17 protein-coding genes are annotated in these 24,214 nt (G+C 56.7%); 4 read left to right on the top strand and 13 right to left on the bottom strand.

What is annotated here, in order from left to right:
- Window positions 1-172: 172 nt before the first annotated feature.
- Together SJQ66_RS13980 and SJQ66_RS13975 are read right to left on the bottom strand one after the other, a co-directional pair.
- Window positions 173-838, bottom strand: a complete 666-nt coding sequence (locus SJQ66_RS13980) for an amino acid ABC transporter permease (RefSeq protein WP_024905003.1) — start codon at window positions 836-838, stop codon at window positions 173-175.
- Between the two features lie 119 nt (window positions 839-957).
- Entirely contained in the window at window positions 958-1,902 is a 945-nt protein-coding gene (locus SJQ66_RS13975; protein ID WP_320534906.1) for a transporter substrate-binding domain-containing protein, read from the bottom strand.
- 263 nt (window positions 1,903-2,165) lie between these two features.
- Here SJQ66_RS13975 and SJQ66_RS13970 point away from each other — a divergent pair, with 263 nt between their 5' ends.
- A complete protein-coding gene (locus SJQ66_RS13970) occupies window positions 2,166-4,568 on the top strand; it encodes an amylo-alpha-1,6-glucosidase (RefSeq protein ID WP_253464237.1) in 2,403 nt (800 codons plus the stop codon).
- Between the two features lie 56 nt (window positions 4,569-4,624).
- Here SJQ66_RS13970 and SJQ66_RS13965 read toward each other — a convergent pair whose 3' ends face one another.
- Both SJQ66_RS13965 and SJQ66_RS13960 read right to left on the bottom strand, forming a co-directional pair.
- A complete protein-coding gene (locus SJQ66_RS13965) occupies window positions 4,625-6,124 on the bottom strand; it encodes a GGDEF domain-containing protein (RefSeq protein ID WP_046152460.1) in 1,500 nt (499 codons plus the stop codon).
- Window positions 6,125-6,719: 595 nt separating this feature from the next.
- Window positions 6,720-8,150: an MFS transporter gene (locus SJQ66_RS13960; RefSeq protein WP_201779123.1), complete on the bottom strand. Its 1,431-nt coding sequence runs from the start codon at window positions 8,148-8,150 to the stop codon at window positions 6,720-6,722.
- Between the two features lie 943 nt (window positions 8,151-9,093).
- On the opposite strand from SJQ66_RS13960, the gene SJQ66_RS13955 reads away from it, so the two are divergent.
- Complete coding sequence (locus SJQ66_RS13955) at window positions 9,094-9,384, top strand: hypothetical protein (RefSeq protein WP_157685730.1); 291 nt, start codon at window positions 9,094-9,096, stop codon at window positions 9,382-9,384.
- Between the two features lie 66 nt (window positions 9,385-9,450).
- On the opposite strand, the gene SJQ66_RS13950 is transcribed toward SJQ66_RS13955, so the two are convergent.
- From SJQ66_RS13950 to SJQ66_RS13940, 3 genes are all read right to left on the bottom strand, one after another.
- A complete protein-coding gene (locus tag SJQ66_RS13950) occupies window positions 9,451-9,840 on the bottom strand; it encodes a hypothetical protein (RefSeq protein WP_320534905.1) in 390 nt (129 codons plus the stop codon).
- 178 nt (window positions 9,841-10,018) lie between these two features.
- The gene (locus tag SJQ66_RS13945) at window positions 10,019-10,912 is read right to left on the bottom strand and encodes an aspartate dehydrogenase domain-containing protein (protein ID WP_024905012.1); all 894 of its coding nucleotides are present in this window, start codon (window positions 10,910-10,912) and stop codon (window positions 10,019-10,021) included.
- A gap of 44 nt (window positions 10,913-10,956) precedes the next feature.
- The gene (locus SJQ66_RS13940) at window positions 10,957-12,129 is read right to left on the bottom strand and encodes an isopenicillin N synthase family dioxygenase (protein ID WP_320534904.1); all 1,173 of its coding nucleotides are present in this window, start codon (window positions 12,127-12,129) and stop codon (window positions 10,957-10,959) included.
- A gap of 305 nt (window positions 12,130-12,434) precedes the next feature.
- Here SJQ66_RS13940 and SJQ66_RS13935 point away from each other — a divergent pair, with 305 nt between their 5' ends.
- Both SJQ66_RS13935 and proC read left to right on the top strand, forming a co-directional pair.
- Window positions 12,435-13,955: an NAD(P)/FAD-dependent oxidoreductase gene (locus SJQ66_RS13935; protein WP_320534903.1), complete on the top strand. Its 1,521-nt coding sequence runs from the start codon at window positions 12,435-12,437 to the stop codon at window positions 13,953-13,955.
- Window positions 13,956-13,978: 23 nt separating this feature from the next.
- Window positions 13,979-14,797 carry a pyrroline-5-carboxylate reductase gene (gene proC / locus SJQ66_RS13930; protein ID WP_320534902.1) on the top strand — a complete coding sequence of 273 codons (819 nt, stop codon included), beginning with the start codon at window positions 13,979-13,981 and terminating at the stop codon, window positions 14,795-14,797.
- A 431-nt stretch (window positions 14,798-15,228) separates the two neighbouring features.
- Here proC and SJQ66_RS13925 read toward each other — a convergent pair whose 3' ends face one another.
- The 6 genes from SJQ66_RS13925 to SJQ66_RS13900 all read right to left on the bottom strand — a co-directional run bounded on the left by SJQ66_RS13925 (window position 15,229) and on the right by SJQ66_RS13900 (window position 24,214).
- Entirely contained in the window at window positions 15,229-16,254 is a 1,026-nt protein-coding gene (locus SJQ66_RS13925; protein WP_320534901.1) for a T6SS immunity protein Tli4 family protein, read from the bottom strand.
- Between the two features lie 248 nt (window positions 16,255-16,502).
- Window positions 16,503-17,546 carry a T6SS immunity protein Tli4 family protein gene (locus SJQ66_RS13920; RefSeq protein WP_320534900.1) on the bottom strand — a complete coding sequence of 348 codons (1,044 nt, stop codon included), beginning with the start codon at window positions 17,544-17,546 and terminating at the stop codon, window positions 16,503-16,505.
- Between the two features lie 980 nt (window positions 17,547-18,526).
- On the bottom strand, window positions 18,527-19,432 hold the full coding sequence (locus tag SJQ66_RS13915) for a T6SS immunity protein Tli4 family protein (RefSeq protein WP_253464232.1): 906 nt from the start codon (window positions 19,430-19,432) through the stop codon (window positions 18,527-18,529).
- A gap of 553 nt (window positions 19,433-19,985) precedes the next feature.
- A complete protein-coding gene (locus tag SJQ66_RS13910; protein WP_320534899.1) occupies window positions 19,986-21,020 on the bottom strand; it encodes a T6SS immunity protein Tli4 family protein in 1,035 nt (344 codons plus the stop codon).
- Window positions 21,021-21,553: 533 nt separating this feature from the next.
- Window positions 21,554-22,582, bottom strand: coding sequence for a T6SS immunity protein Tli4 family protein (locus SJQ66_RS13905; RefSeq protein WP_253464229.1), 1,029 nt, complete (start codon window positions 22,580-22,582; stop codon window positions 21,554-21,556).
- A gap of 3 nt (window positions 22,583-22,585) precedes the next feature.
- Window positions 22,586-24,214, bottom strand: a complete 1,629-nt coding sequence (locus SJQ66_RS13900; RefSeq protein ID WP_253464227.1) for a lipase family alpha/beta hydrolase — start codon at window positions 24,212-24,214, stop codon at window positions 22,586-22,588.

Genomic DNA, 24,214 nt, shown 5'->3' with positions numbered 1-24,214 from the left:
GCCGAGAGGACAGGATAGTACGATGTCGCGGTTGATGCTCCGGAAATCAGGGAAAGTAGGGACAATCGCCGCGAATTGTTAGAAATAGTGCGTAATCATCGCGGCGTGGCGGTCCGATTGCAACATTTTTGAGACAGCAGGCCCCTTGGCTTGTCGCCTGATCATGAGCCGTTCAGCGACCGCGCCGTGCCAGCCGGATTTCGAGTACGCGCACCAGCAACGTGGCCGGGAACAGCACGACGAAATAGCAGATCGCGACGATGGTATAGATTTCCAACGGTCGGTAGGAATCGTGCGCGGCCGACTGCCCTTGGTACAGCAGGTCCGGTACGGCCAGTACCGATAGCAGCGAAGTGTTCTTCAACTGCATGATGGATTGGCTCATCAGCGGCGGCAGCATGCGTTTGAACGCTTGCGGCAGGATGATATGCCACATCAGTTGCCAATGGCTCATGCCGAGCACCTGGCCCGCTTCGGTCTGGCCACGATCCAGTGAATTGATACCGCCGCGGACGATCTCGGAATAAAACGCGCCACCGTAAAGCGACAACGCGAGTACTGACGCCATCGATGGCGTCATCGCGATGCCGGTCAGAATGGGAAGCGCGTAGTAGAACCAGATCAACTGCACCAGTAGCGGCGTGCAGCGAAACAGTTCGACGTACGCGTGCATCGGCCAGGCGATGCATTTCCATTTCGAGCGGCGACCCATCCCCGACAGCACGCCGGCGGCGAAACCCAACACGACGCAGACGAGGGTGAACAGGACCGTGTACAGCAGTCCTTGGGCCAGCAGCCAGCGATAGATCCAAATGGACCCGAAATCCCAGTGATACACGACAACTCCTACGCGACAACCGGATGGGGGCAGGGGCGGTGCCTCCCGCGCCCAAGACGGGACAGCGAAAATTCGCGCGCATCAGTCGCCAGACCTCGAATGCACGCGTCAAGCAACCGTCAGAACGACACTTCCTTCGGGAAAGAATCTGGCGCGATATTGGCCAGTTTTTGCATGTTGGCGAGGATCGTCTTGCGAATATCGCCGCTTGCATGTGCTTTCGCCAGCCAGGCATTGATGACGTTCGTCAGGCCTGGATCGGTTTCCTTTTGCACCCCGATAGACGTTGGCGCGCCGCTGGCCGGCTGCGGAATCACCAGGTGACCGATGGTCGGCACCTTCGCCAGTACATTGGTCGCCAACAGCACCACAAGCACTTGTGCGTCGACTTGCCCGGTCTGCAACGCCAAGGTCGCGTCTCCTGACGTCTCGAAGCGACGGATGGATGCTTTTTTCAAATTATCGGTCGCGTACGTATCCTGGTTCGAGCCCACGTCCACGGACAGCTTGACGCCTGGCTTGTTGACGTCATCCCAGCTCTTCGGATCGAAGCCCTTGCGTGCCACCAGCGTGAACGTATTACGAAATAACGGCTCCGTGAAGCCAACCGTCCTCATTCGTTGTTCAGTGGGCGCGAGGCCGAACATGCAATCGATCTTGTTCGATTGAAGGTCCAGCACCGAATTGCCCCAGGTGGTCTCCACGACTTGCAGTTTCACACCGAGCGATTGCGCCAGTTGCTTCGCGAAATCGACGCAGAAGCCCTGCCACTCCCCGGTGGCGACCGACTTGACGAAATAGGGCGATGCACCTGCGATGAACCCGGTCCGCAGCACCCCGGTGCGCTTGACCCGCGCGAGCGATGTTTCGCCGGCCGCGCCTTGCGCCCATGCGGCTTGCGGCAATAGCGCGCCTGCGCCCGTAGCCGCTATTGCCGCCGCCGCGCCGAGTCCCGAAATACATCGCCTGCGTGTCACCATCTGAATGCCTCTTCGTGTCTGGTTGGAGCGTGCCGTGCCTGCCGTTGCCGTCAGCCCGGCCGATTTTCTCGAAAATGCGCACATTGCCACACCTAGGTCACGGATATCTGCCCGCGGCGTGGCGTGAAGTCGCCCGCGCCATTGTAGTGCGTTGGAGCGCCCTGACAAAAAGCATCGCTGGTGATACCGTCGGGTCATGGCAGGTCCGCTATCGGACATGTCGTGGCGAAACCCGCGGCGCAAGTTACTCGGTGCGCGTCTTTCGACGTCTGTTTGCGCCTGCCACCGGGCCGCGCGTCGCCACGCCACAGGCCAGATTGATACCCGCTTCGCAGGAGTGATCTTGTATGACCGACCGCACTTTTCCTTCCGCCTTGCCCGAGTCGCCGCCGCAGGACGACGCTCCGGCCCTATCCGCCGGCTCTAGCACCACCGGACAAGGAGAGGCCCCGGTCGAGAAGACCGGGCCGTCCGGGTCGCAACTGGGCACACGTTTTGTTCTCAAGTCGGACGACACGTTTATCGTCAACGATGTTTTTGGTGATATCGGAGGGGGCGAGGATGGCTTGTTTGTCGACGACATGCGGGTGCTGTCGCGGCTCAGTTTGACGGTCGCGGACGAAATACCGGCGTTGCTTTCGGGCAACGTCAATCACGGCAATACCGTCTTTACATCCCATTTGACGAACGTGCCGCTCCCTGGCTTGGGTGACGAGCGCGTGGCGAAGGGGGTGGTGCACATCAAGCGCATGCGGGTATTGACGCCCTGCGGCGTGCATGAGGCCATCGCGCTCTCGCATTTCGGTAGCGGGCCAGTAGCCGTGCCGCTGTCGATCGCGTTCGGGGCCGATTTCAAGGACATGTTCGAGGTGCGGGGCCGACTCCGCGCTCAGCGCGGTACCCAGTCCGCGCCGAAGGTAGAGACGGATGTGGTCACATTGCACTACGCGGGCCGCGATAACGTCGAACGGACCGTGCGACTGATGTTTTCGCCGGCCCCGCGGACATTGTGCGCGGATCGCGCAGACTACCTGATCGAGTTGCAGCCGCATCGCTGTACCACGCTGTATCTGACGGTGGACGTAGCGATGCGCCCGGTGGGCAGTGACGTCACGCGGGCGGCGACGATCGGCGGGAATGTCGTGCCGGCGCCGACGGACGTGTCACGTGTCACGCAGGCTTTGGCGACCGCGGCACATCATCATCCACACCGTGGGCGTCGCGCCTTTCGAGACGCGCTGGTCGAGGCGCATCGGACCATGCGCAATCGCCGCCATCAGTGCGCCATCGTGCGCAGCAGCAATACGCTATTCGATGCATGGATCGCCCGGTCAAAGGCGGATTTGGACTTGTTGACGTCGGACCTGCCGACAGGTCCCTATCCTTACGCCGGGATACCGTGGTTTTCCACGGCTTTCGGCCGCGACGGCATTTTGACCGCATTGCAGATGCTCTGGCTGCAGCCATCGCTGGCGCGCGGGGTACTGCGTTTCCTGGCGTCGCGGCAGGCCAAGGAAACGTCGTCGTTCCAGGACGCGGCGCCGGGGAAGATCCTGCACGAGACGCGCAAGAACGAGATGTCGGCCACCGGCGAGGTGCCGTTCGCGAATTATTACGGCGGGGTGGACACGACACCGCTGTTTATCGTGCTCGCCGGCGCGTATGCGGCCCGCACCAACGACCATGCGCTGATTGACGAATTGTGGCCGGCGCTGACGTTGGCGGCAAAGTGGATCACACAGGTGTGCGATGAGAGCCCGCTCGGCTTGCTCGCGTATGCGCGCGGCGAGTCTTCCGGCCTGGCGAACCAAGGCTGGAAGGACAGCCAGGACTCCGTGTTTCATGCCGATGGTCGTTTTCCGGATGGGCCAATCGCGCTGGTCGAGGTGCAGGGCTATGCCTGCGCGGCGCTGGAGACGATGGCGCGCTTTGCCGCCACGCGCGCGAGCGCGGACCAGGGTGATGCCGATATCGCCGACGACGCGGGCGCGGATTACGCGGCGCGCGCGGCCGCCCTGCGCGAGAAGATCGAAACGCTGTTCTGGATGGAGGAACAGCGCTTCTACGGTATCGCCGTGGATGGCCATGGCGCATTGTGTCGCGTTCGTGCGTCCAACGCAGGGCACCTGTTGGCGTTTGGGTTAGTGCGGGAAGACCGGGCGCAGGCGGTGGCCGCGCAATTACGCGCCAGTGCCTTCGACAATGGATGGGGCATCCGCACCCTGGCCTGGGATCAGGCCCGCTATAACCCCATGTCCTATCACAACGGCTCGGTGTGGCCACACGACACAGCCTTGTGCGCGAGGGGCATGGCGCGCTATGGGGACAAGCGTAGCGCGGTGACGTTGTTGCAGACATTGCATGAAGCGGCTACTGGCTTCCAATTGCGGCTTCCGGAATTGTTCTGCGGTTTCCCGCGGATGCATGGTGAACCGCCGACGGCCTATCCGGTGGCGTGCTTGCCCCAGGCGTGGGCCTGTGGCACCCCGTTCATGCTGTTGCAGGCCTGCCTGGGCGTGGAGATCGACGCCGCGCGTGAGGAGGTGCTGATTCAGCGACCGGAGCTGCCACCGGGCGTCGAACAATTGACGATCCAGGATCTGGCGGTTGGCACGAAGACGGTGTCACTGCGCTTTACGCGGATCGACGGTCGCGTCGTGCCGTCGGTGCTGACCAGCGCGGAAGCGACCGCTGCCGAGCTGCACCGCGATCCCCCTGCCGATGCGCCGCGGGTGGTGACATTGCTGTAGCACGGCCCGAGGGACGGTCGATACCCCCGGTATCTGCGGATACCGGTGATGTGCTCTTACGCCATGATCGGAGCCGCCGTCGACGGGATCGGCACATCCGACACAACCCGATTACGGCCTTGCGCCTTCGCGCGGTACAGCGCCTCGTCGGCGGCTTTCACCAATGCATCAATCGAGCGATCCGACTGTACCGTCCAACTGACAATGCCGATGCTGGCGGTGACGCAGGCATGCACGCTCAGTTCATGCGGAATGCGCAGCGCGCGGATCGACTGCAGGACTTTATGAGCAATGGCGTTCGCCGCCACCGGGCCGGTGTTCGGCAAGACGATGACGAATTCCTCGCCGCCGTATCGCGCCGCGCTGTCGACGTGGTCACGGATGCTCTCGCGGATGCAGCGTGCAACCGCGGACAACGTGTCATCACCGGCTTGGTGCCCATACGTGTCGTTGAACATCTTGAAATGATCGATGTCGACGAACAGCAAGGAGAAGGCGCTACCGGTGTTATGTGCGTGCAACCACTCCCTCTCGAGGATCTCGGTCAACATCCGGCGATTGCTGAGGCCTGTCAGGCCATCGGTACGCGCCATCACTTCCAGTTCGACTTCCGCGGCCATCCGTCGGCGTAATTGCTTGCCCAACGTTGCCGCCATTGCCACGAAACCCAGGCCACTCAGTAGCATCAGCATGCCGATCGTCAACGTTCTATGCCACCACGTGGCATAGATCTGATCCAATGACGACGCCACTGCCACGACCAGCGGCAACCCCGGCAAGCGACGATAGGCGTACAGCCGGTCCGTGTTGTCGGAGCGCGAATGCGCGATAAACGAGCCTTCGTTCGTCGCATTGAAATGCTCGAATGCCTGGCTTCCGGCGAATGACTGGCCGATGATTCCTGGATTCGGCAGCGGCTCACGCATGATGAATTCGCCACTGTCCTTTACCAATGCAACCGATGTTTCCGGCCCGAGGCGCAAGCTTGAAAACAGGTAATGAAAGTATTCGAGCCGCATGCTCAGCGTTGCAACACCGGCAAATGAGCCATCAGGGTTATTCAATCGCCGGGACATTGCAATGGTCCACGCTTCGTTGCTCAAACGCGACTTGAACGGGTCACTGACGTATAGCCCGACGCCTGTGTTCTCGCGATGCACGAGAAAGTAATCGCGATCGGCGAAGTTCCCGGCGCGCGGAATATCGTGTTCGGAGTCGATGATGATGTCGCCAGCGGGATTCAGCACCAGCATCGAGCCAAGGAATTGCGCGGATGCCGCCCGATCGAACAACACTTGCCGTTGCAATCCCGGCGGTAAACGGAGCACTTGAGGCTGTTGCATGCCGTCCACGACGGCTTCGAGTGACAGCGAATACAACTCGAAATTGCGTTCGATGTCGCGCTCGACGATCGACGAAATATTCTCGAGATGCGCTCGCGCGTTGTCGAGCGTATCCAGGCGACTTTGATATAGCGACCATCCGCAAAGGGACATCATCAACAACGCGCATACCGTTCCGCCCGCCACGACCAGATGCGACCACGCCCACAACATCCAGCGGCGATGCGTGGCAAGACGTGCACGGGCTTGCTCGCGTACGCCGCGTAAGGAGCCCTCGCCAGATGGCCAGCGCCACCGCAGGCCACGCGCGGGCGCACCATGGTTGGTGCTGCTGTCCATGCCAGGGCGCTCCAGATGTTGCCGATGTATAAACGAGCCGAGATTCATTTAATACATGCCATATCAGTCATTTTTACACGGCGGCCGCCATGTTGTTTACAGCATATGGCATAACTGACTCATTTCTGAAGCATTCCTGATCACACCGGTGCAGTAAGCGTTTTCCGCGTAACGAAGTGTCGCGTGGCACTCACCTTCGGCCGTCCGATTCAATCGGGTGTTTGTAGTATCCCCGCGATATCGAGGCCTTTTTGTGCAATGCGGTACCTTGAAAGCTTGGCGCGGGGTCGATGCAAAAGGGCACAAGCGGTGCTTGCCTCGACGACTTTCTTCGTCATGCTGCAAGGCTGGGAGAACACGAGGGGAAATCAGGCAGTGGGACCAACGGATGATTCATGGCACATGCATCGCCTCATCCGTGGTGGCGCGAGCGCTGGAACGCGCTCGGCAAGGGGCAGGCTAAGACCGTTTAGTGAGCGAGCGAGGGTGCGCCTGCTTCATCGGGATTTTGCTCGGCATACGCCTTCGCCTCCGGAGACACGCTGAGGAAGAAAGTCAGGGCGGCCGAGATGAGGTACATGCCCGAGAACACCCAGATCACGCCGCCGATCCCGATCGAATCCTGAAACAACGTCACCACGAGGGGGCCCAGCCATACGCTGATACCGGCACCCAGGCCAAGGATCGACAAAGCCGGGCCCTTCTCCTTCGGGCACAACTGCGGCACGAGCCCGGACAGCGGAACGAAGCAGGCCAGCGTTGCGCCGTAGAACACGCCGAACACGGCGATCATCGTGAAATCGCCTTTGAACAACAACGGCATGTAATACAGCAGCGGCACGCTGATTGCCGATCCGATGCCGCCGGCAAACCCGATCACGCGGCGATAGCCGATGCGGTCGGCCATCATGCCGGATGCGAGATTAAAGACGATATTGCTGAGGAAGATGATCGACAACAGGTGCAGCCAATCCTCGAGCGTCAGGCCGATGACCTTCGTGAAAAAGGCCGGCATGATCACCAGGAATGCGTATTCCGACGACGTATTGATCGCGCGCACCACACCCGCCATGGCGATCTTCGGTTCGCGCCAAAGGATGGTGACGCTGCCGAGAACAACCTTGACCGGGTGCGTATCCGGATTGGCCATGCGAACCATTCCAGCTTTGTCACGGCACCCCACCAATGTGATCATGCCGCCTACGACCACGAGACCCAGCGACGCCCAGAACGTCTGAATCTGGCCGATCAGCGGGATCGCGATGCTGGCGAACAGGGACCCGAGCGTTGGCAGGCCCGCGGAAAAGGCGAACCAGAACCACCCCACCGCGGAGCCCATCTGCCGCGCCGGTGTTGCGGCGGCGATCCAGACCAGAAAGCCGAACGCGAACAACGGATAGCCCAGACCCCGCACCGCGTAGGCCAGCAGCATCATCGGATAGCTTTGGGTTTGCACACCGGCGGTGAGGAATACGACTTCGAACACCATCCAGATCGCGAGGCCAATCGTCATTACGCGCTTCGGGCCCCATAGGTCGGACAGCGCGCCAGAGAGCCAGGATGAAATGGAGACCGTCACACCGTAGATCGTGAACAGCAGGGCGACCTTCGCGTTCGAGACGCCGTGGCCATGCAGGAACGGTGCGAGGTAGCCGGCTTCCACGCCATCGCCAATCATGAACAGCAGCAGGCCGACAAAGCCCACGGCCAATGATCGCGGCATACCGATACGTTCCAGTATTCCGACGCGGACGGCGGGTTCATGTTGCACGCCGCGCGGCACGGCAGCGGTGTTTTGCTGCGGCCGCTGCGTGGACGCCTGCTTCGGGCGTGCATGTTGTGCGTTGCGCGCGGGCCGGGCGTGCGACCGGTCCAGCGTGTGGTCTTGATGAGCTGACATCAGCGAGATAACTCCGTGTTGGGGTTCCAGGACGCGTCACGACAATTCGGGACGAGCGAGGCCACACTCGGCAAGGCGCGCATTCGCGAGCAATGGACGAGCACGGGCGTGCCACGCGATCGGCAATGAACGAAACCACGGCACATATGGCCGTTGTTTGTCCCGCACGATGGCATGACGGTACTGCGCATCAGCGGCAACGCCTCATAGTGGGGGCGCTACTGCCGTGGAACCGGTTTCGACATAAGGCAAAGCACGGGCCGCGCGAGGCGAATGGCGATGCTGAGCCGATAACGCCAAGCGTGGCCTGACCCGCGACATATCGAGGGTTGACGAACGATTGAGCACGATCTGAAGCCGCACTTCGGAGAAGTTGCCAGTGTCTCCGCTGGCCCTTCACCGCCTGCATTGCAGACGACAGTCCAGTCGCGGCTATTGCAGCGCTGAACAAGTGGCGTACCGAGCATGCGCCCGTATCAATTCACGGACGGGCGTCTCACGCGGTACAGGTGAGTGACAATGGTCCCGCTCGTGTCGCGGCTGGCGTTAAAGCACCATCCGGCGCGACAAACAAGACCGATTGGCGATGGTTGCCACACGTACGCCGACCGGCGATGCCCGTCGCGGTGTATGTATGGCGCGGCAAGTCATTGCCGTTTCCATCAACCACAGCGCTTAATTATACAGACAATTGACTTGGCATCAAAAACGCCGATAGCGGATGCCAGCGAATTAACCGACGATCAACGGATATTCGCCAGGGTTATCGCAATGCAGTTTGCATCGTTGAATATTGCGCTTGCGGCACGTTGTCACAGCGGGGATACTGTAACGTCAACGTAAGGCGACGATCAGTGCAACTTGCACGATGTTGGCCCACCTAAGTGAAGCGCCCCCGCATGTTGGGCCGTGCTTTCCGTCATGACTTGTAATGGAGCCACCGATGACCCCCGAAACCCTGTCCTCGCTCATTTCCCTGCTGATCACATCGCTGGCGTTTGCGGTGGTCGGAGGCTTTATTGCGCGAGACAAAGGCCGTCACGTGACGGTGTGGACAATCGTCTGTGTGATCCCGCTTGTGAATTTCTTCTGCATTCTTTATCTCGTGGCGGCGTCGAACCTACGCCTCGAGCAGAAACTGGATGCCCTGTTGGCACAGGCCGGTCGAATTGACGAGCGTGTGGGCACGGCCGGTTCCCTCGGCGCCGGATTGCGTGCTGAGACAGTGCTGTAATGACCGCCGCGCCATGAGGCACGGTGTCCCGCTCGGGGCATCCTGCGCCGTGGCGCAAAGGGCCGATCAGTCGTGCGCGATACCGTCGCCGACGCGTGCAACGGCCAGCATCAGATCGCTGGCGCGGCTGGACAGAAACTGTAGTTCCGCCAGCATCAGGTAAATCGGGCGGCCCACGCCGCCGCCATGCGCGGCATTCGAGGCGCGGCGCGCGACGATATCCGTCTGTTGCACGAGGGTATCGATTTCCGACACCAGCATCGTCAGAGCATCGACGTTCTCGCTGATCTTCCACTCTTCGGTGGCGGCACTACGCACCATCTCGATCAAGCCGAGCAGATTGTAGATATGGTCGTTAAGTACCGATTGATCGTCGGGTACTTCTCGAACGGTGCATTCGATGGCGTCGAGCGTTGCCATCACGGTACGGACTTCATCTGGAGCGAAGGGCCACATACGCGTCATCCCGGTCGGTTTGCTGGAAAGAGGCGATATGTCGCATAACGACCGTACGTTTTCGCCCGTCCTGATGAGGTAAACGGCGTGTTTCCCGAAACCTGAAGAACGAACGTTCGATATTTCCATGATCGCGAAACGAGCCTGGCGCGCTCGGACAGGCGCCGAGATGGCCGATTTACGAACCGACCTGCAGGATATCGACAAAATTTCGCAGCGCCGCCATCACGCTTGGCGCGACGATTCGGGAGGTGCGCGGATTGCGCGAGGGGCGATTGCGACTGATCAGCGTCAAGTCGGCGGCGTAAGCTTTGACGTCGATTTCTTGCACGGCGCCTTCGACGGCGCCATCGACCCACACTTCGACATCGGTCTTGTCGAAGCCAACGCCGCAAAGGCTCAGCGCGATGGCGACATTGAAATGACGTGGAAATGCGGCGGCCGCTTCTCGCGCGGTGCCGGCAAACACTTTGGTATTCGGCACCGATGCAGCAGGCACACTGCCGAAATCGAATCCCAAGCCGCGCACGAATGGCTCATGAGCAAGGGATTCGGGACGAAAGGTTGTCTTCAGCCGTATGGTGTCGATGCCATCCTCCTTGACCGCTCGTACCGCATCGAGGCCGGGCAGGCCACCGCTGGCCACGCGGATGCGGCCGCCATGACGCAACGCCAGGTCCATCAGGTCCGGTGTGTTCGGCAAGCCCGCCACGCTGACGGTGATCATCGTCTTTCCCGCGCTCACCACCGCCCGAGCGATGGCGGGGAAGGATTCCGCGGTGGCACATTCGCAGACGATGTCGACCTTGTCCAGCATCGCATCCAGGCGCATCGCAGGCACCGTTTTACCGGCGCCCGCCACGTCGTCCAGTGCATCCAGGCGCTCGCGGGCGGCGTCGAGCCGGTTTGCGCAGACGGCACTGAGCACCGCGCCCGGCAGATCGCCCCGCAGCAGTCTGCGAGCGAGGTCCTGGCCCACCGCACCAAAGCCGGCAAGGCCAACGCGCAGCGGTGGACGCGCAACGCCCACTGAAGATGCGTCCTCCTTGGCTGGAGCAGGGGCCGATTTCATTGGAAGATCGTGTGTATCTCCTGCGGTTTTTGAGATTACCTGGCTCATTTCACCGCCCCATATTGCGTGAAGTTCTTACGGTTCTTGCCGTGGATATAGTCGGACGTCGTCACCGGCGGGTAGGTCTCGCGGCCGGCAGGGAAGCCGAGATCCGACGGATCGATGACGGCGTCAGGATCCGGATCGAAGAACACGACCAGGGAATGCCGGGCGTTGCCGGAGCGATTGATCACGCGGTGGAGATTCGAGCGTAATGTCGCGTTTGACCAGCGGTGCAGTAAATCGCCGATATTACACACCAACGTCCCTGTTATCGGTTGCGCCGCAATCCATTCGCCATGGCGGTTGCGCACCTGCAGTCCGCCATTGGCATCCTGCAACAGCAAGGTCAGCACGCCGAAATCGGTATGCGGGGCGGAACCGAAGCGTTCCTCGCGTTCATCAGCAGGGGTGGAGGGGGGATAGTAGACGAGTTGGCCGCGCGCCATCGGCGATGTATAGCGGTGCGAGAAGAACGCCGGGTCCTGGCCTAACCCCTTGGCAATCGCCGATAGGAGCGCGTGACCGACCTGTTGCGTTGCCAGGTAATACGGGATCAAGTCCTGGCGCAGCCTTGGAAAATCCTCGTCGGGCCAGACGTTATCGGCAATCAACGAATCGGCCCGTTTGCGTGCGGCCAGTCGGTCGGCCCACTGTTCCGGGCCCCAGAAGAAGATCTCTTTCAAGTCATGGGTTTTCGAGCCTTCCAGGCGCGCAACACCGGTCGCCATCCAGCCGCACTGGCTGGTATTCACGGGGTGCTTGCTTTTCACCGCTGGGGGCAGCGCGAAGTAATCCCGCATCGCCGCGGTTGCCCGCGTCGTGACCTCCACGGGGATACCATGGCCGCTGATGTAAAAGAAGCCGATACGTTGGGCTGCCTCCATCACTTGCGCCGCCACTGCGTCAAGCGCGCCGGGCTGACCCGCCACGAGGCCGCCGATATCGATAACCGGGATATCCTCTGTGTTGACGGCCTTGGCGTGGTAATACGTGCCGGAGGGGACGTTCGGGGCGTGGGGATCCATGGTGGGTGGAGGCGGAGGCATGGTTTCAAGGGAGGCAGAGGGGAGCGGGCGGCGGGCGCGCGAAAATCGTCGCTCAAAAAAATAGTCCGCGCAACCAAAACCGGTGGTGACGTGTTCCGACATCGCGTGGAGGCGACGAAGCGGTGTCATCGACAATCGATGAAGATACGATCTTTCGTTGGACTCCGAAGCGTTGCAAGCAATACATGCCCCAAGGCCGCCGTCTGGCTGTGCCGACATCGAACCCGGGGCTGCGTTGTGGACCAGGGTAGAATTGTGGCAATCGGGACGTTGAAGCACCTCTTCGGCGCCTGTAACAACCCGCGCGCTACGTTGCCTCTGGAGCGGTTCCGGCAACACTGACACGTTGGCGCGTGTTCTGACATTCACCGTTTCATTGTTCCCGTCGCGGCGGCCAGGCGTTTGCACGCTGTAGCGACGATGGCGTCTGGATTATGCTGCAAAGAAATCAGTCGGTGGCCATTGTCGGCGCCGGAATTGTTGGTGTCTGCACCGCCTATCATCTGCAACAGGCAGGCTATCGCGTCACATTGATCGATCGCGATGCAGTGGCCGCCGGCGCCAGCCATGGCAATGCCGGCTGCATCAACCCCTCATCGATTATCCCGGTGGCCATGCCCGGCGTGCTGAAGAAAATGCCGTCCTGGCTGTTGGACCCCGATGGGCCGCTGGTGCTCCGGCCGGCGTACCTGCCGACCATGCTCCCGTGGTTGATACGTTTCCTTGCCGCGGCCGATGCGGCGCGGGTCGCCCATCATGTGACGGCGCTGCGCACGCTTGCCGGGAGTGCACTGCGCGAAAGCCTGGCGCTCGCGCAGGCCGTGGGCGCGGGCCACCTGCTGCGCTCGGCCGGCCATCTGATCGCGTATAGCACGCAGGCGGCCTATGATGGTGACATCGATGCGATGCAGCGACGTATTGCGGAAGGCGTCGTCGTCGAGGACATCGATCGTGACGCATTGCGCGCCCGGGAGCCGCACCTTGCCGATCAGTTCCTGCGCGCGCGTTACATCGGCGAAACCGGGCATGTCATTGATCCTGCCGCTTACGCACGGCATATCGCACGACATGTGCTTGCTAACGGCGGCACGTATTTGCGTGCGAACGTGCGGGGCATTGCCATGCGCGACGGCCGTGCCATTGGCGTGGAGACGGATACCGGCGTGATTGCCACGGATGCCGATACGATCGTCGTGGCCGCCGGTGCGTGGTCCGGAGCGCTCGCGCGTGGTGTGGGCGATCGGGTGTTGCTAGATACCGAGCGAGGCTATCATATCGAGATTCCCCATGGGACGCCGATGCCCGCCGACGTGGGGCGTGAGGTGCAAGGTGTTGGACCGGTAGCCTCAGGTGCGCAAGGGAAGACGTTTTCGGCACAGGACGAGGTAGTCGGGGCGATGGAGGCGATGGGCTTGCCGCAGGACCTGGCCCCGATCGGACCCCGGATTCCCACGTTGTGGGCCGAAGCCAAAATTTTCGCCACACCGATGGCCGGGCGCGTGCGCGCGGCGGGGACCGTCGAGCTGGCCGGCTTGAAAGCGCCTGCGAACTGGCGTCGTACCGATCTGCTCGCGCGCCAGTTGGCGCGCATGTATCCGGCGCTGGCGCCGACGATCAGCAAGATTGCCACCTGGGAGGAGAGCCGGGTCGACGCCGCGCCGCGCGATGCCGCGTCGATTAATACGCCATGCGGCAAGGGGAATACGAGTACGGAGACAACGCAAATCGACGCACCGTGCATGCCCCGTCGCTGGCTAGGGTTCCGTCCTAGCACGCCGGATTCGTTGCCGGTGATCGATCGTTCACCGCGTGCGCGTAATCTGATTTATGCATTCGGTCATGGCCATATCGGTCTGACGTGCGGCCCGGCCACCGGTCGTCTGGTGGCGGAACTTGTCGCCGATGAAGCGCCGACGATCGATCTGCGACCGTTTGCAATCACGCGATTCCAATGATTTCTCGAAACAGGAAAGACAGCATGAATATCGTTTTTATCGGCGGCGGAAACATGGCCAGCGCGATGATCGGCGGCTTGCTCAAGCAAGGCCAGCCGGCGAGCGCAATCCACGTCGTCGATCGTAACGAGGAAGCGCGCGCACGGACCACATCCGATTTCGGTACGCCGGTCAGCGAATCGCTGGCGGATGACGCGGCGCGTCAGGCAGTCAGCGCCGCCGATGTGATCGTGTTGGCGGTGAAGCCGCAAGTGCTCGAAGGGGTGGCCGGTGAGTTGGGGGGCTTGTTGCAGCATGCGCTCGTGCTGAGTATTGCCGCAGGTGTGACGGTGGCATCGTTGCAGCAATGGCTGGGTGGTCGCTATACGAATTTGATTCGCGTCATGCCGAATACGCCCGCGCTGATTGGCAAGGGGATGACGGGGGGGTATGTGCCGGAGGGTGTGCCGGGCACCAGCCGTGACGCGGCGCAGTTCGTCCTGGAAGCGGCCGGTGAGGTCGTCTGGTTCGACAATGAAGAAGCGTTGGATGCCGTGACGGCCTTGTCCGGAAGCGGCCCGGCGTATGTGTTCTATTTCATGGAAGCGATGCAGCAGCAGGCAATCGAACTAGGGTTGCCACCAGAGGCCGCGCATCAGATGGTTCGCGCGACCTTCGTCGGCGCGGCGGAGATGGCAAGGCAGTCGCCGTTGGACCTGGCGCAATTGCGCCAGAACGTGACCTCGAAGGGCGGAACAACCGCTGCCGCAATCGCCGCGCTGGATGCAGGCAATTGCTTCGAGACCGTCAAGTCGGCATTGGCGGCGGCGCATGCGCGCTCGGTGGAAATGCGTGGGGGGTAGGGTTGCAGGGCGTTGTCGGTCGTTTTCCAACTTATCTGGATTGACCGACTTTTGCGGAGATGAATGAATAAATTGCAGTCGTAAGGGCTAGGTGCCTAGCCTGATAGACGCGTGGTTGATGCATACTCAGAAACTGTCGAATCGACAGCATCTCACTGCATGATATTAAGCCATGGCTTGCACTTTTTCACGGCAACTTCTTTCCAGGAAAATCCTTTTTTATTCATGCATGCGTTGGTAAGGGATTGGCTGATAGTTTGCGCACCTCATGGTAGCCGATTTTATTCAATGCAAGTTGATTCAACCTATCACCGCAAACAGAGCGAAACAGGTGCAGGGGCATTTTAACGCCAGTGTCTTTCTGGGTCGCGTAAGGCACTCTATTTAAAAACGAGGCATGGTTGCTATTTTCCCGCCGCTACTATGATTAATTATCTGGCATGGAATGACTGAACCAAACTGTCCCAGATATGCTCGGCTTCCTCTCTTTTTTTGACCATGCTCATGCCATCTTCCGTCGGCATGATTCGCAAGTCGAAGTCAATAATCGGCTTCATGGGATTATGCAATTCGCCAGCGCTGGCCCACACGAAAACATAGGCTGGGGGACGTCCGGGGCTTTCAATGGAAACGCCTACCTCGAATCCTCGCTGCCCTACGATTGAGCGATATCCTCGGCGTAGCACGGTTACATGACCAGTCGTTCTTTCCAGGTTTAAAATTTCATCATCTGCCCGCGTTTCGATATTGTTATCGTCTTGATCAGCACGCACCTTTGCGTTTGTAACGATGCTAAGCTCGGTACCAGGCTGCGGCCCTAGGCTCGCACTTAATTTGGCGGTTTCCCGGTCGTTTTGTTTTGCGCCATCATCGAAACATCCATTAGCAATGCAAAACGCATGCACAGGCATCGAATCCGCATCTTTATACCGCTTGAATGCGATTGATGCATTAGTCAACTCGGCATAGGTTTGGTTCAGCATTGACGCTGAACCGTCCGCCTGTTCAAAATCGTAAATACCATCAGAGGTCAGTTTCGTTAGCCGCGCCGTGGTATCACTGGTTCTCGGAGTCGGATGATATGCGATAAAAGATTCACTTCGGACTGAGTCGAAACGATACTGAACAAGCTGCTTTTTGCCAAACTCCACGTTTGGATCGAGTCCACCAGCCTTGAAAATATCCGTTTGAATCTGATCGACCTTCATTCCGGATTGATCGTACTTTGCGGCTTCGCTGTCAGCTCCATCCTTGAATTTCTCCAACGAGACAGCCAGCGATGGCCCTCGCACCTCTACACCCAAATAGGTAGCGTTGACGCGAACAACTGAAAGCGAAGGAAGATCAATAGAGAAGCGTCCAAATCGATGTTGCAGGGGCGAAGATATTTGTGACGCCGCTAAATGCTGCGTGAAAGCAATTATCACCAGGGCTACGCCTGCGGCGGGGAATTTCATTATCTAATCACATTTTATGAGAGAGGCCAAATCTTCCACATTGCATACTGGCTATGCATAACTAGGCGCCTCGCATTACGGTAGCAGATCGGTTACGTGCTTAAATTGCGGCGAAAGCAAGATTTCGAGGGCTCGCTAAGGTTGTCCAGGACGGTCACCGATATTCAAACTGGCTTCTCAAAGGGAAAACGCGCTTGAGCTCAGACATCGCCGACGCAGCCGCTTGCAAACATTGACGCTGTATATGATCAAGTCGGTGCAAGTGAGTTCAGGGACGTGTCCCAGAGCTTTAGTGCTTCCTCTGGCGTAGACACCGTTGAAAGCCCATTAGATGTAGGTTGAATTCGCAGGTTGAAGTGAATCATCGGCTTATTTGCATCTTGCACTTTCCCGGCAGCAACCCAAGCAAAGATAAATGCAGGTCGTACGAGGTTATCGTTGCTGGTACACGAAATCGCGACCTCGAAACCGCTCTGCCCGGCGATGGATCTTTGTCCGCGCCGTAGTACAGTGACATGTGCACCGCACTCGGAGAACTGCTGTATTTGATTGTCCGCCTCGTGTTCGAGGTCGCTGCCTTTCATCGCAGCAGTAACTCGCGCTAGCGTCAAAATGCTTATCTTCGCATCCTCGTGCCCGCCAAGGGTGCCACGTAGCGACGCTTGTTCATTGACAGGCTGTGCTCCGTGATCATCTACGCAGCCCTGCTTTAAGCAAAACGCGCCAGCGGGTACTTTCTCGCCAATACGGTACATCTTGAAACTGGATGCCATTCGCTGCAACGCCGCAGCGTCTACTGCCAGATTATCGATGGCGCGGTCCGTTTGGGCGAATGTGACGCTCCCTTCTGGTGAAACTTTGTATAAGTGAATTGTTATGGTGGCGTCGGTAGCCGTCGGGTGATACCCGAACAGAATTTCGCCGCGTTCAGGATACGCTTGGTACGTCACCAACTGGCTATTGCCGAACTCTTTTGCAGGGTCTAAACCAGTGGCCTTAAACAATTCGTCCGTGTCAAGATTGTGCTGCATTTTCGTCTGAAGATATTGTTCTGCGAAGGGATCGAGCTTGTTCTTTAACGCGTCGAAGTCGCGTATGTCTGCATCATCTACCACATCGGCACCGTGATATTGTCCTGCCACAGACACTTGTGAGCCGCGCGGTAAATCTACGGCAAATCGTCCGAGGCGATAATTCGTCGTGTTATAGGTCACATTAATCGCCTTCGTGAGTGCTGGCACCGATGAAGCTAACAGTAATAACGCCACCGCTACTAATAAAAACTTTTTCATTTCTCGGTATCTGTTCGCCATTTTTCAGTGTAGGCAACTACCCAACTCCATATAGTGCGGCCATCCGAACTTCGAAGTTGTCGTACGCGCCATTGTGATCGGGCTTTGTCATACTGAAACTCTGCGTGATGTTCGCACTGCTTTCAACAAAGGGAGCCAGCTTCCAGAACACGTTGGGACGGTTCAATAGCAGATTTCCTTGTTCATGAGTTCATCGGCATCGGGAACAACCATCATCACAGTTTCTTTCTCATCCTCACTGGTCAGCGTCTGCAGGCACTTCCTCGCCATAAAGTCCAGATATGGGTCTTACGTGCATCCTTCATCGGGCCAAATATGCTCGCCATGACAACACCTCAGATTTTATAACGATCAATATCGGGGTGTTGCAGTGACCGGTTGAATCCGCCGCAAGCAAACGTAGAACCGAAGTCGAGATAGCGTTGCGCGACCGAGGCCAAGGCCTACGTGGTGAGTCCAAGCGACAATTGGTGGTTACTCGGACACGCGCGCCTGAAAGAGATTAACCCAGCGGGGCATTTCAGGCCATGACGAGAAAACAGACGCTCGATCTGGCGAACTAGTAGCGCTCTGCTAAGCGGCACATCACTGCATCAGAGCACCGTCAATGACTGACTGAATGACCTTCATTCTTCAAAGTTCACGAATGCTCATGGTGGTGGTCCGAAGATATTCGATGACTTGTGCTCCCGGCGTAGATAGTGAAACTTTAGCTCGCACCGAAAAGGCTTCAGATACTATAGTTACCGAAGCGATTGGATAAGCTTTCTAGATCGCACCGCCAACATAACAATGTCATAAAGCGGGCACCACATCAAATCGAAAATTGCTGGACTGAGTGCTACCGAACCTCGAATGCGAGCAAGAGAAATCAATCCTTCAACGTCCAACTCTCGAAGGTCACTTCATATCCGGGGTGATTCATCTTGCCCACCTACCGAATTTGCAAAACAACTGTCTTAACGCACCTTAAATGACGCAGTCAGCATAACCCAAAGCTGCTCCGCTTCTTCTGTTGATGAGATCGTGCTAACGCCATGATGTACGTTCGGATCGATGCGCAAATCAAACTGTACTACTGGCTTCAAAGGATCTCCCGTCGTTCCCGCGCTTGCCCATGTGAATATGTATATTGGTTGGTGACCCGGAGCAACGACCTTCACGGAAATTTCGTTTCCCGTCTGTCCGACAAGCGTCCGCTTTCCGCGTTTGAGCACCGTTACTTGTCCCCCCGCGTCTTTCAAGAGCTGGATATTACGATCAGCGTCTTTTTCAATGTCGTTGAAGCCTTGGTCGTCACTGGTTCGAGACGTCGTTTCGATACTCAACTCCGCATCTTGCTGGCCTCCTAGGGTGGCGGTCAGTCCGGCATGCTCGTTTCTTGTGGAACGTCCGCCATCATTGAAAAACCCCTGTTTGACGCAGAAAGCGTGCGCCGGGATAGTGGCGTCGGCACTTTCAAACTGGAAAACTCTTTCGGCGCGAAGGATGTCGTTGTAGGCGTCCATAACCCCGCTAGCCGTGCGGTTCGTGATCTCGAATGCCGACACGCCCGTCGGGCCGAGCCTGGAAAGCCGTGCGATCATTACTGGTGAATCAGCGTCTTTGCGATAGGCAAGAAAGGATTCGGCCTTGATCGAATTGAACGAATATTGAATCAGGCGATTGTCGCCATATTCCTTGGCTGGGTCGATCCCGCTACCCTTATAAAGATCGAGTGTATCCTGATCGACGTGCATCTTGTTCTGCTTATACCCATAAGCAAGCCCGTCCTGCTGCTCCTTAAATTTTTCTTTTGAAAGAGCACTCTTTTGGAAAGTGACCTCCACGCCAAGGTAATTCGCGTCAATCGCTACGAACGACATTCTAGGAAGATCAACCGAAAACCGCCCAAATCACACTTCTTGGCTGTTGTAGTTCATTGATGCCGCACCTGAATTCATTGTGATAAGCGCTGTTGATAACAATAACGTGACGTGTCTTAGTAAGTTCATATTCCTCGACTATTCGAGTGAAGAGAGAATCTTGCCGATAGCGTACAAAGTACACCAACGAACACTTTCGTTATCGTACGAAGCTTGATGGTCGAATCCATCCATCCTAAAGCTCTGCTTGACGTTCCCGTCTCCGTCCTTGAGTGGCGCCTCTCCCGAGCATACTGGCACGGTCCCGTCTCCAATTTCCCAGCTAGGCAAATCGGCTGCATCAGGTAGTTCAACGGTGATACATTTAAAATTTTTTCGCTATAACGAAGACGCAACTATTGTTGGAACCAAATCTATGCGCTGCCGTAGTCTCATGATCGTGCAAGGCAAAAAACCTACCAATGGTATGCGTTCATATAAGAACAACAATTTTTCTGAGAATTTGATCAGACGCCGAATCCAAGCTGCGATTTCGCCTCGATGTTGTTCTCTATTACCGAACTTGAAATGAAGTGACAAGCGCTTCCCATAGCTGTACCGCGTCATCCGTCGAGGAAATAGTGCTAATTCCCTGATGCGTGTTTGGATCAATACGGAGATCGAATTGAATAACTGGTTTGAGCGGATCCCCTGTTTCTCCTGCACCGACCCATGTGAAAATGTAAATCGGTTGGTGCTCAGGCGCTTCGACTTTTACCGCAATTTCGTATCCCGATTGGCCAACAAGGGTTCTCTTTTCTCGTTTAAGCACTGTCACATGCCCACCCCCATCCTTCAAAAGCTCGATCTCACCCTCGGTTTCTTTTTCGAGGTCGTTGAAAGTTTGACCGTCGCTCGTTCGCGATGTGGTCTCCACGCTCAGTTCGGCATCCTTATGCCCACCTAATGTCGCGGATAGTCCGGCATGTTCGTTGGCAGTAGAGTGGTCATTGTCATGAAAGCACCCCTCCTTTATGCAAAAGGCGTGAAGAGGTAGAGGACTACCTTTCTCTGCAAATTTGAACATCGAGGCCGCACGCCTGATATCGTTATAAGATTCGTTGATGTCCACAGCGCTACGGTTGGTGATTTCGAATGATGCTACACCCGTTGGCCCCAGCTTTGTCAGTCGTGCGATCGCATCGCTTGAATCAGGCGCTTTCCTGTAAGCGATGAAGGCTTCGTTATTCGCGTGGTCGTATTGGTATTGTACTAATTGTTTAGATCCAAAGTCTTCGTCGGGATTCAATCCAGCAGCCTTCCAAAGCTTCATCGAGCTCGCAGATACCTGCATCGGAGCGTTTTCATATTTACGGGCCTGCGCATCTTGCTCTTCTTTGAACTGCGCTGGCGTCAGCTTTTCACGATGAAACACAACGTCAACCCCAAGGTATTTAGCATCGTTTGCGATCGAAGATAGTCTGGGAATATCTACAGAGAAACGTCCAAATGGGACTTTCTGACTGTTATAACTGATGGGGCCGGAAACCGCGTTGGCGGTGATAAATGCCGTTACCGATAGCAGTAAGATATGTTTAAGTAAATTCATTTGGCAGCTTCCGTCACGGCGGTGCAGACAATATATTATTTGCTGCGTAAATAGTAGGCAATCGCACATCGTAGTTTTCGTCGAACCCCTGACGATCAAACTGACCCTATGACGAGCTCTTTGCCACGGCCGCAAGGAGTAATTTTTGAGGTAGCGAGCATTGCGTAATCGAGTCTCGCTCTTTCGGCGCCGCGTTGCGATGATAACGCACCTGCGCGACGCTCCCTTGTTTCGGCGTTGCGTTCAAATCAAACAGCACCTAGGTGTATACCGGAGAACCGCCTGTTGATGCGTTTGCCGTGCATTTATCAATTGTTTTAGCGGCGATGTACCAAACTTATCCCGTCTCGTCGACACAGGTGCTCCACGAAATGCCTGTCAGATTAGTTGAGCTGCTCCAAGAGCTCTTTCGAACGCGGCCAATTGGTCGATCACCGAAGGCTGTTTATGTGGTGGTATCTTGGGTTTGGGTGGTATAACGGCTCCATTTCCATAATGGTGACGTCACACACTAAATCCCTGACGTTCCTTCGTTATCGCAACTGGAGGGTTTGGACGAGGCTATCCCAAAGGGACTCCGCTTCTTCAGATGTTGTTATCGTTCCGCTTTTTATCTTATCCGGCATTATGCGGAGATCAACGTCAATGATCGGTTTAAGAGGGTCGTGAAGTACTCCGGCGCTGGCCCATACAAAAATATAGTTTGGTGGCTGATCTGCAGGTTTGATGACGACACCTATTTCATATCCACTCTGCCCGACAATCGTACGACTCCCACGACGTAATATGGAGACCGTACCAGCACTTTTTTCGAGAGTATGAATTTCACTTTCCGCTTGCGCTTCAAGGTCGTTGTAGTCTTGATCAGAGCGCGTGCGAGCATTCGTACTGACACTAAATTCAGTGTCGGGGATCCGGCCTAGTTTCGCGATAAAAACGGCTTTTTCCCTTTCAGCTTGACGGCCATGGTCGTCGAAACATCCGTTTTGCACGCAAAATGCATGTTGCGGAATGTTTTTTGGGGTTTCGTAGGCTTTAAAGTTTTCCGCTGATTTTCTCAGTTGTGAAAAGGCCGTATTTACTTCGGTTGCGATGCCGTTTTCCTGTTCAAATGAGAAGGTTCCAATCGGCGTCATCTTCGAGAGCCTAAAGGTCGTTAGACTCGTGTTGCTCTTCGGATGATAAGCAAGGTATGCCTCGGCAAGACTAGTATCAAAATTTGAGTAGACGAGTTGTTTTTGTCCAAAAACTGCATCAGGATTCATGCCTCCTGATTCATACAGTTCACGTTGCCGACTGTTCACGCTCATCTGAGCACCATTGAAATGGGCTGCTTCAGATTCGCTGCGCTTTCGAAAATCTTCAAGCGTTTCCTTTTGAGATGGGCCGATTACGTCTACTCCTAAATAGCTAGCGTTAATCGATACAACAGACAAAGTTGGAACCTGAATTGAAAATCTACCGAATCTAAATTCCTGAAGAGAAGACATTTTTGCGGCCTCGGATTGCATAGTGGCAAAAGTCAATAGAAGGAAAAGGATATTTTTTAGCAGTTTGGTCATTCTTTATCCTTGTTCTGATGCAAGTGATGAAAGTATTTTTCCGATCGCGTAAAGTGTCGCCATTCGAACATTTTCATTGTTATATTCGCCCTGATGCTCGAAGCCTCTCATGCGAAAACTTTGCTTAACATTTACACCACCGTCTTTGAAAGGTGCCTCTCCAGACGATGCCGCGACAGTACCATCGCCTATCTCCCCATTACCCAAGTCTTCCGCGTTGGGTACCTTTAATGATGCACCGCCTTTGCCTGACGCGGAGCGTATAACGGTGAACTTGTCGTCTACAAAATGAACATCTGCATTTTGCAAGTCTGTCGGGCTTAACCCACCATCGGCCGCTGCCCAGCCCTTCCACGTAATAGTGTTCCACGTTGGATAGGCTGTATCAGCACCGTACGTAACATACGTATTAGGATGGTATTGCGCCTGTAGCGCATAATGGAAATCCTGTGCTACTTGAAGGTTCGCCATGAATACGCCCCATGCTGCATCATTACTACCGTACCTATTCGATGGGTCAACATATGCGGGATTCATCAGTCGGAACCAGCGGGTCCGCTTGGCGTAGATTTCTTTGTACGGATCAGCTAGAGGTATTGAGAAGTTCGCGACCGGAACAGACGAAGATATCGACGCTTTAAGCCAGCCTTTCTTCCCATTTACTGTATAGAGTTGGTTTGGTAGAAGTTCAATGGCACCTGGGCAATTTGCGAAGACTGCCGATACTTTCTCTCCACTATCTCCCAGCACAAAGCCAGTTTTGCCTTCATATCCTCGATGACAATGGTGATAGGCAGCGGGGGCGCCGGTGGCCGGTTGAACACCGTGGACAATGCCTGCAACTTTATCGGATGCATTGCCTAGCAATTTGTCATCGTCATGACCAATAGCGGCGCGGCAAACTAGTCCTCCCATCGAATGGCTAACTAAAATAACCTTTTCACAGACTGGTTTATGCGGTCTTGACGACCAATAATTTATAATTTCTTTGATTTTTGCAGCGAGCAGTCGACCATTTTCGGCAGTGGTCCGTGTCCAGTTGTAGCCCTGCGCGTAAACTGGGCACCAGTATTTACTCCAGGCGTCAATGGCTTCGCGGGGCATCATCGGATCAAACTTTTTCTCGGGGTACCAAGCACTACTTTCATTATGTGAGGCCACAAAAGGAAACCACGGATTAGTGGGGCCCAATATGGTCTGATTGCCGTTCAAGGCATTATCGAGCCAAACAACGAAGTTCCCATAGAATTCTTTTGAAACGGTTCCCTGGCCTCGCGCTAAACCTTCGCTCTCATTCCCTACAGTAGCGCTGTAGCCGAACCAAGGTCCGTTATGATCCAGAGCAGTTACGTCGGAGGACAGCGCGTCTTCCCGTGAGCTTGCGGAACGAAACGCCCAACGCGTCGCTAGACGAGACGAAGAGAAGGCCGGCCAGACCTGCGACTTCCCGTCTTTACTAACCAAATTCGACCCCATGATGCCTGGGACAAAAATGACGGGCACAATGTTATTAGGTGGGATGCGCAACGTTAAATGTGACGTATCCGACATTGGTGTCAGCGTAAAATTACTTGAGACACACCCATCCCCAGCGTGTTCGGTTTGTAATGGGATAGCGTAGGAATCCGCCAT

Origin of the sequence: Robbsia andropogonis, from assembly GCF_034047095.1 — a bacterium.
Classification (GTDB): Bacteria; Pseudomonadota; Gammaproteobacteria; order Burkholderiales; family Burkholderiaceae; genus Robbsia; species Robbsia andropogonis.
This window is presented reverse-complemented; position numbering and strand designations above follow the sequence as displayed.